Annotated in this window: 2 protein-coding genes; one reads left to right on the top strand and one right to left on the bottom strand. The window is 61.4% G+C overall.

Going from position 1 to position 735, the window contains the following annotated elements:
• A partial coding sequence (locus tag EOB49_RS34385) for a phosphatase PAP2 family protein (RefSeq protein ID WP_127383539.1) occupies positions 1-574 on the top strand: 574 nt, incomplete at its 5' end.
• Here the strand turns inward: EOB49_RS34385 and EOB49_RS34380 are convergent.
• The gene (locus EOB49_RS34380) at positions 539-718 is read right to left on the bottom strand and encodes a hypothetical protein (RefSeq protein ID WP_281060636.1); all 180 of its coding nucleotides are present in this window, start codon (positions 716-718) and stop codon (positions 539-541) included. The two genes, EOB49_RS34385 and EOB49_RS34380, sit on opposite strands and share 36 nt — an antisense overlap.
• Positions 719-735 lie beyond the last annotated feature (17 nt).

Below are 735 nucleotides of genomic sequence, written 5' to 3'. Positions count from 1 at the left end.
CTTCATGACGGTGTGGACGCTGGGTGGCTTCTTCCTCGCGATGGGCCTGTCGTCGGCTGGCCCCTGCTTTTACGAGCGATTGGGGTTCGGCAACGACTTTCACCCCCTCATGCAAGCACTTGCCGTCGCCGATCGCGTCTATCCGATCTGGGCGCTCAGCACGCAGGATATGCTGTGGAGTGGCTATACCGGCCTAACCACCGGCAGCGTCGGTATATCCGCCTTCCCATCCCTGCACGTTGCGATGGCAGTGCTGTTCGCCCTCTATGCAACACGGCGGTCGCGGCTGGCCGGTCTTGTGATGTGGTTATTCGCCGGCGTCATTATGGTCGGTTCCGTCGTGCTTGGCTGGCACTATGCCTTGGATGGCTATGCGGGTGCATTCCTGATGATCGCGATCTGGAAGGCGTGCGGATATTTGCTGACCCGTTTCGTGCCGGACCGCATGGCCGCTGAAATCGAGAGCTCCACGATGCAATCGCCGGCCGTTTGCAGGCTTCGCCGATCTGGACGAACCCGCCTGCGGCGGCCATGCCGGTCAAAACGGCTCAAGGGCCACGCTGGATGGGTTTGATAGTTTCTGAAACGTTGTTGGATACGGTGCTTGCCGAAGCTGCTCTGCGATCGTATCCGCGCACTGCTTCGGGCTCAGGAGCGAGGTATCGACTTCCAGATCGTACACGCCTGGGCGGTGGACCTCCTCCTGCCACAGGCGCACGGGCAACGGCACCGGAT

It is taken from the genome of Mesorhizobium sp. M7A.F.Ca.MR.148.00.0.0, assembly GCF_003997735.1.
Lineage (GTDB): Bacteria > Pseudomonadota > Alphaproteobacteria > Rhizobiales > Rhizobiaceae > Mesorhizobium.
This window is presented reverse-complemented; position numbering and strand designations above follow the sequence as displayed.